Below are 7089 nucleotides of genomic sequence, written 5' to 3'. Positions count from 1 at the left end.
AAAGCATTTGTTTTCGACAGACTTGATACAATTGAAGCTCTGTTTTATTCATGGTATACTAGAGTAAATAAACAAAAAGTCAAGGCTACGTGTTTTCCTAGCGAAACGAGTGATTGCTTTTTAGCAAAAATGTAAATTTTTTTATGTAAAGTTTCGGTCAAGCCTTTACAAAACTGCACCGCCCGAGACAGGGCGGCTACAAACTTGCTAGCTTTTGCGGAGCAAAAGTGCTTGACCCGCTTGTAGGGTTTGGGACAGAGTTCCAAGAACTTGCATTAAAAAAGGAGGGAACTGCTTGAGAACAATTTTTCATATTGATGTAAACAGTGCTTTTTTGAGTTGGAGTGCTGTGCAGTTGCTCAAAGAAGGCAGTATGCTGGATTTGCGTACCGTTCCCTCGGCTGTTGCGGGGGACAGTGAAAGCCGTCGAGGGATTATCCTTGCAAAAAGTATCCCTGCCAAAAAATATGGGATTGTAACGGGAGAGCCGAAAGGGTTTGCTTTGCAAAAGTGCCCGGAGTTAATTTGTGTTTCCCCGGATTTTTCTTTGTACACAAGAAATTCAGAAGAAATGTTTCGCATTCTTTCCCAATACTCTGATCGCATTGAGCCTTTTAGTATTGATGAGGCTTTTCTTGACTATACTGGAATGGAACAACTTTTTGGCTCTCCCTTGGAAGGTGCAAAAAGACTAAAGGCGCATATCAAGAAGGAATTGGGCTTCGCTGTAAATATCGGCATCAGTTCCAACAAGCTTTTGGCAAAAATGGCGGGAGAGTTGGAAAAGCCGGATAAAATCATAACCCTTTACCCTAATGAACTAGAAAAGAAGCTGTGGCCGTTGCCTGTAGAGGAAATGTTTATGGTGGGCAGAAGAACTGCGCCACGCCTAAAAAAGATGGGGATACGCACCGTTGGGGAATTGGCCAGGTATCCTGTGGCTCTTTTGGAAAAGGAGTTTAAAAGTTATGGCAGAATGCTCAACGCTTATGCTAACGGAATAGATGATACCCAGGTTGCCTACGCAGAGGCAGTGCAGGAGGTTAAGAGTATCGGCAACAGCACAACCATCCCTTATGATGTTGAAGAACGGGAAGAAGCATACAAAATACTCCTTTCTTTGGCGGAGACCGTTTCCATGCGCCTGCGTGGGGGGAAGGTTTCTGCAAGGGAAATCGGTGTGGTAATTAAAACAACGGATTTTCAAGTATATTCCCATCAAACAAAACTGCTGAATGCCGTTGATTGTACGAATGCGGTATATGAGACGGCGAAAAAAATCTTTGATGAGGCTTGGAAAAAAGAACCCATCCGTCATTTGGGCATCCGTGCAGGTCATCTTTGCAGTGACGATTGTATTCAGCTTTCTTTTTTAGAGGAGGACTGGAGCAAACAAAAACAGGCAGATGAGGCTATGGATCATCTTCGTAGGAAATATGGAAGGGAAACGGTGATGCGATCCACCTTTATTGGGGGCGTAGAGCCTGCTTATGGTGGAGGAAGCTTGAAAATCAATCATTTAAGGAAAAAATAGCAGAATTAAAGAATGTTACGGTATGGGGAATGCACAATAGGAAAATCATGAAGAAGGTTTTTTTAATGCAGGAAAAAAGCAGAATACCGGATGATAAAAATAGGAGGAAGGAAAATGACAGAGTTAGAAGAAAAATTTTCTGAAGAGTGGATGAAAAAAGAAAAAGAAGCCCAAGGAATGGAGGGCTATAATCCTGTAAGAAATTTGAAAAATCTTCAAGAAAGAGGTGGTGTTTCCGTTGCACGCAGAGCCTTAGATAGAAATGGTTGTTCTGATAATTTTGAAATTCTCAAAAAGAACAATAGATTGGATTTATCTATGGAAGTATTGATTGTGAAAGGGGAATATGCAGTTTTGTTTGAAGATAACGAGGTGAATCAATGTTTGGCTTTACTTTGTGAGTGTGACTATTTCGGTTAAGAGGTGAAGATTATGACAGAGGTCGTTGCGGCTTTGATTTGCCAAGAGGATCGTTTTTTAATTTGTCAGCGGCCGGCTCATAAAAAAAGAGGACTTTTATGGGAATTTGTTGGCGGTAAAAGAGAGGATGGGGAGAGCAAAGAGGAGGCTCTTATTCGAGAATGTCAAGAGGAGTTAGGCATTCAGATAAATGTGGGAGAGGTTTTTATGGAAGTAACCCATGGTTATCCCGATATTACCATAGCCCTTACCTTATTTTGGTCCACAATTTCTCAAGGAATTCCTCAATTGTTAGAGCATGAGGATTTACGTTGGATTAAGGTTGAGGAAATTCCGAAGTTTGCCTTTTGCCCTGCTGATGAAGAAATATTATGCCGTTTGGCGGAATTTGGGCTGCCGTATAGGTGAAGGATGAAAACATGACATTTTATTTATAAATATAAGAAAGCCACTACATCAGTCAATGTTAATAAAGAATTATAAAATAATTTGTTTGATTTTAAGCTCCGTTCTTGTATTTTATGGTATAATTTCATATAATAAAATCAAATAATTATAATTACAAAGGACTGAGGGCATGATTGTTTTAATTGCAAAAAGTGTTGTAGCAGAAAAGAACAGAGCTGAATTTTTACAGGTTGCCAAAAAGATGGTTACAGAAACAAGAAAAGAGCCGGGATGTATTTTTTACGATTTGGTTCAGGATAAAATGGAGGAAAACGTATATTTTTTTGTGGAAAAATATAGGGATCAAGAGGCTGTGGAAGCCCACAAAAATTCAGACTATTTTAAAACTTATGTACCCCAGATGCAGGGATTAAGGGAAGATTCCCACTTGATTCAAAGCGATGTTGTGACATTTGAATAAGCTTTTTAGATGAGGATAGGTGAGAATTTGAGTGATTTAAAGCTCTATCGTAAGCGTTTTATTCCAAATGAAACAATCTGCTTAAAGGATGATGAAATTCTTTATCAAGATGACGAAAAGATTATTACAAAATGGTATGCTTTTCGCCCAAAGGATAACTTTAACCATGGGTTCTCCTGCTATTATTTGAAACAGGGATATAAAGTAAGCAAATTTTTAACTAAAAAAAATGAACTGGCTTATTACTATTGCGATATTATTGATACAGTGTATAATGAAGAGGAAAATTCGTATGTTTTCAGTGACTTATTGGCAGATGTCATTGTTTTTGAAAACGGTTTTGTGAAGGTAGTTGATTTGGCAGAGCTGGCTGATTGCCTTGAAAACGGGACTATTTCCGAAAAAAATGTTAAGGATGCCTTAAGACGCCTAGATGCCCTTTTACAAATCATCTATAATAATGGCTTTGCTGCGTTAATACGATTTTTGGAAATTGAGGGGTAGTTTATGGAAGCGGATATCCATGTGGGACATCGGGAACGAATGAGACAGCGCTTTTTACAAGAGGGCGGCGAAGGCTTTCAGGATCATGAGCTTTTAGAAATGCTTCTCTATTATGCTGTGCCCAGAGGAGATACCAACCCCCTTGCCCATAAAATGATTCAAGAATTTGGGTCTTTACCCACTTTGGTGGAGGCAGAGCCTATTGATATTTCCCGCCTTTGCGGCGTAGGCAAGAATACAGCAATATTGATTTCTTTGCAAAAGGAATTGAGCAGACGCTGCATTCAAGCCCGGTGGCGTGATCGGCCTATGCTAAATTCATTAAGCCTTGCGGTTGAATACTGCAAATCCCTAATGGCATACAAAAACAGGGAGTTTTTCTATGTAGTTTGCCTAGATAACAAGCGTCGGGTAATCAATACGGTGCAAATTGCAGAGGGTACGGTAAATTCTGCGGCAATCCACCCGAGGGTTGTGATTGAGGCTGCTTTAAAATTACAAGCTTCGGCGGTGATTTTTACCCATAACCACCCCGGGGGTAGCAGCAAACCTACCTTTGAGGATATAGAAACTACCACAAAGCTGGGCAAGCTTTTGTATGCAATAGAGGTTCAACTGATTGACCATATTATTGTAGCAGACAGCACAACTTTTAGCTTTTTGGAGAATAAATTATTAAACAGAGAAATTATGGAGGGAAAGTTATGACAAAAAGATTATATCGTTCCAGTACAAATGTAAAAATTTCCGGTGTATGTGGCGGGATTGGAGAGTATTTTGATATTGATCCTACACTGGTTCGTTTGCTTTGGGTGTTGGCAAGTTTATTTACGGTGGTTTTCTTTGGTGTTTTGGCATATGTCATTTGTGTATGTATTATCCCTGTGGATACAGGCTATATTGATGGTGAATATAAAGAAAAAGAGTAAAATAAAGGTGGCACTGGGGAGTTTCCACAGGCCACCTTTTTCATTGTAATGCAGAGAGGAGAAAAATACATGGCAGATGTGAAAAAAAGAATTTTTAGCGGTATGCAGCCTTCTGGGCTGATTACTTTAGGGAATTATTTGGGGGCACTCAATAACTGGACAAAGCTCCAGGACGACTATGATTGCTTATATTGCATTGTAGATATGCATGCAATTACAGTACGTCAGGATCCCGCAAAGTTACGCAAACAAGCAAGGGATCTTTTGACTCAATACCTCGCAGTTGGATTAGATCCCGAAAAAAATATTATTTACTATCAGTCTCATGTGTCTCAACATGCAGAATTAGGCTGGATTTTGAATTGCTATACCTATATGGGTGAATTAAGCAGAATGACTCAGTTTAAAGATAAGTCTGCTAAGCATGCCGATAATATTAATTCGGGGCTATTTACTTACCCTGTTTTGATGGCGGCAGATATTTTGTTGTATCAGACGGACTTGGTGCCTGTTGGTGAGGATCAGCGTCAACATTTGGAAATCACCAGAGATATTGCCACACGTTTTAATGGTATATATGGTGATGTTTTTAAAGTTCCAGAGGCGTACATCGGGAAGGTTGGGGCAAGAATTATGGCATTACAGGAGCCAACCAAGAAAATGTCCAAATCCGATGAAAACAAGAATAATACCATTGCACTGCTGGACGAACCTGCAGTTATTATGAATAAATTCAAACGTGCAATGACAGATTCAGACAATCAGGTGCGTTTTGGTGAAGACAAGCCTGGCATTTCCAATCTTTTGGGTATTTACTGTGCAGTAACAGGGAATTCTCCTGAGGCAGCAGAGAGAGAATTTGCCAATGCCGGCTACGGCTCCTTTAAAATGGCGGTAGGTGAAGCAGTGGTGGCAAAGCTGGAGCCGATACAAAAGCGTGTGAAAGAATTGGAGGCAAACAAGGATTATCTGGATGGTGTGATTAAAAACGGTGCAGAAAAGGCAGGTCGTATTGCCGAAAGAACCTTAACAAAGGTACAAAAAAAGGTTGGTTTTCCCGCTAAAATCCGTTAACCTATGGTTAGAGTGTGACCTTTTCAGGTATACTTTCCGGAAAATAACCATAAAAACATCTATAAAATTATAATATTCGGTTTTCATATTAACGGGGAAGAGGCCTGTTTATCAGTAAAATGCAAAGCCGTTTAGAAATATCCTTTTCTTGATGGCAAAAATTTCTTTCTATAATTCGTTAAATTAACCAATTATTTATTTCTCGTTCATATTTTGTTCAAAAGGATGCGTTATACTCATATCTATAAAAAATGAACGGAGGTTTTTGATATGTTTGAAAATGAAGAAGAGAATTTATACAATAAAAATAAAGAAGTTGAATATTCCAATATGGAAGATGAACAAAGGGAAAGGGAAACAGCGCCTGAAATAATAGATGGTTCTGCAGAGGAGACAACATTTGCAGAAGAAGAACCGGTTATGGCAAACGAGACAGTTGGACAGGAAAGTTCTTTTGAGAATGAGAAGGAAACGGAAGGAACGGGGGATGGCCCCTCTGTTCGGGAGTACCGCTACGAGGAGCAGGTGAAAAAAACACCGAAAAAGAAGAAATACAATTGGAGCAAATTTATTGCTGCTTGTCTAGTTGTCAGTGTTGCAGGTGGTGCAAGTATAGGTGCAGGCTATGGGGCGGCAAAGTATTATTTTGATGATGAACCTACGGTAACGAAAACGCCGGTTGTGGCGCAAACGGTTTCTTCCAGTGTTGCGGGATCATCTGCAGTGGATATTATAAAAAGCGTGAAACCATCTGTAGTCAGCATTTCCACGAAAGTTTCAGGTACAGCAGAATATTTTGGCTCCTTTAGCGTACCCTATGAGTCCAACGGTATGGGTAGCGGCGTTATTTTTTATTCTGATGATGAAAAGATTGCCATTGCTACAAATAACCATGTAGTTGATGGGGCAACGTCCATTTATGTCACCTTTGAAGACGGTGCAAACGTTCCTGCAAAAGTAGTGGGAACAAAGAGCGAGTCTGACTTGGCGGTTATCACCGTTTCTTGGGATGATTTGAAAAGTGCAGGCGTGAAGGACGTCAGCGTTGCTTCTTTTGGTGATTCTGATAGCCTTGAAGTGGGAGATAGCGTAATTGCCATTGGAAATGCAATGGGCATGGGGCTTTCTGCAACGGATGGTATGATTAGTATGACAGAGCAAACCATTACTGTTGAGGGAAATGAACTTACCGTTTTACAGACCAGTGCTGCAATTAACGGTGGCAACAGTGGTGGTCCTTTAGTAAATAGTACAGGCGAAGTAATTGGTATTAATACGGCAAAGTATAACTCTTCCATGGCAGAGGGCATGGGCTATGCCATTCCCAGCAACGTCATTGCACCTATTGTAGAGGATCTATTGGAAAACGGAACCCAGCCGAAACCTTATATCGGTATTAAAGGCACAAGCATTACTACTGACAATGCTGACCTATATAAACTGCCTGTAGGTGCTTTGATTATGGAGGTTACGGAAGGTGGACCTGCTGAAACAGCCGGAATTATGGTAGGCGATATTATTACCAGCTTCAACGGAAATACTGTTATGGATATGGATTCCTTGGTGAAAGTTGTTGGCGAAACGAAGGTAGGGGATACCGTAGATGTCCATGTTGTTAGAGATGGTAAAACGGGTCATGATTTAAAGCTGACGATTGCAGATAAAAATGGTGTAAACTGATAGAGATTTTAGGTATTTGTTTCATTAGTACTTTTTGAGAAAAACCTTATTGCAATGATTTTTTGGAAAACTTGCAATAA

General features: G+C 40.1%; 9 protein-coding genes. All 9 read left to right on the top strand.

Features of this window, described 5'->3' with window-relative positions; genetic code table 11:
* The first annotated feature begins 295 nt into the window (after nucleotides 1–295).
* The 9 genes from P9Q65_RS06730 to P9Q65_RS06690 all read left to right on the top strand — a co-directional run bounded on the left by P9Q65_RS06730 (nucleotide 296) and on the right by P9Q65_RS06690 (nucleotide 7009).
* The gene (locus P9Q65_RS06730) at nucleotides 296–1534 is read left to right on the top strand and encodes a DNA polymerase Y family protein (protein WP_304508602.1); all 1239 of its coding nucleotides are present in this window, start codon (nucleotides 296–298) and stop codon (nucleotides 1532–1534) included.
* A 114-nt stretch (nucleotides 1535–1648) separates the two neighbouring features.
* On the top strand, nucleotides 1649–1954 hold the full coding sequence (locus tag P9Q65_RS06725) for a hypothetical protein (RefSeq protein WP_304508601.1): 306 nt from the start codon (nucleotides 1649–1651) through the stop codon (nucleotides 1952–1954).
* A gap of 12 nt (nucleotides 1955–1966) precedes the next feature.
* Nucleotides 1967–2362 carry a (deoxy)nucleoside triphosphate pyrophosphohydrolase gene (locus P9Q65_RS06720; RefSeq protein ID WP_304508600.1) on the top strand — a complete coding sequence of 132 codons (396 nt, stop codon included), beginning with the start codon at nucleotides 1967–1969 and terminating at the stop codon, nucleotides 2360–2362.
* 169 nt (nucleotides 2363–2531) lie between these two features.
* Nucleotides 2532–2822: a putative quinol monooxygenase gene (locus tag P9Q65_RS06715; RefSeq protein ID WP_304508599.1), complete on the top strand. Its 291-nt coding sequence runs from the start codon at nucleotides 2532–2534 to the stop codon at nucleotides 2820–2822.
* A gap of 27 nt (nucleotides 2823–2849) precedes the next feature.
* A complete protein-coding gene (locus P9Q65_RS06710) occupies nucleotides 2850–3326 on the top strand; it encodes a DUF402 domain-containing protein (RefSeq protein ID WP_304508598.1) in 477 nt (158 codons plus the stop codon).
* Between the two features lie 3 nt (nucleotides 3327–3329).
* A complete protein-coding gene (radC, locus tag P9Q65_RS06705) occupies nucleotides 3330–4034 on the top strand; it encodes a RadC family protein (RefSeq protein WP_304508597.1) in 705 nt (234 codons plus the stop codon).
* Nucleotides 4031–4255, top strand: a complete 225-nt coding sequence (locus P9Q65_RS06700) for a PspC domain-containing protein (RefSeq protein WP_304508596.1) — start codon at nucleotides 4031–4033, stop codon at nucleotides 4253–4255. Before radC ends, P9Q65_RS06700 begins: the two co-directional genes overlap by 4 nt.
* A 69-nt stretch (nucleotides 4256–4324) precedes the next feature.
* The gene (gene trpS, locus P9Q65_RS06695; protein WP_304508595.1) at nucleotides 4325–5329 is read left to right on the top strand and encodes a tryptophan--tRNA ligase; all 1005 of its coding nucleotides are present in this window, start codon (nucleotides 4325–4327) and stop codon (nucleotides 5327–5329) included.
* Between the two features lie 270 nt (nucleotides 5330–5599).
* Entirely contained in the window at nucleotides 5600–7009 is a 1410-nt protein-coding gene (locus P9Q65_RS06690) for a S1C family serine protease (protein WP_304508594.1), read from the top strand.
* Nucleotides 7010–7089: the final 80 nt, after the last annotated feature.

The sequence above is a fragment of the Anaerotignum sp. genome, from assembly GCF_030625865.1.
Classification (GTDB): domain Bacteria; phylum Bacillota; class Clostridia; order Lachnospirales; family Anaerotignaceae; genus Chakrabartyella.
The sequence above is the reverse complement of the archived record's forward strand: the minus strand, read 5'-3'. Positions and strand labels throughout refer to the sequence as shown.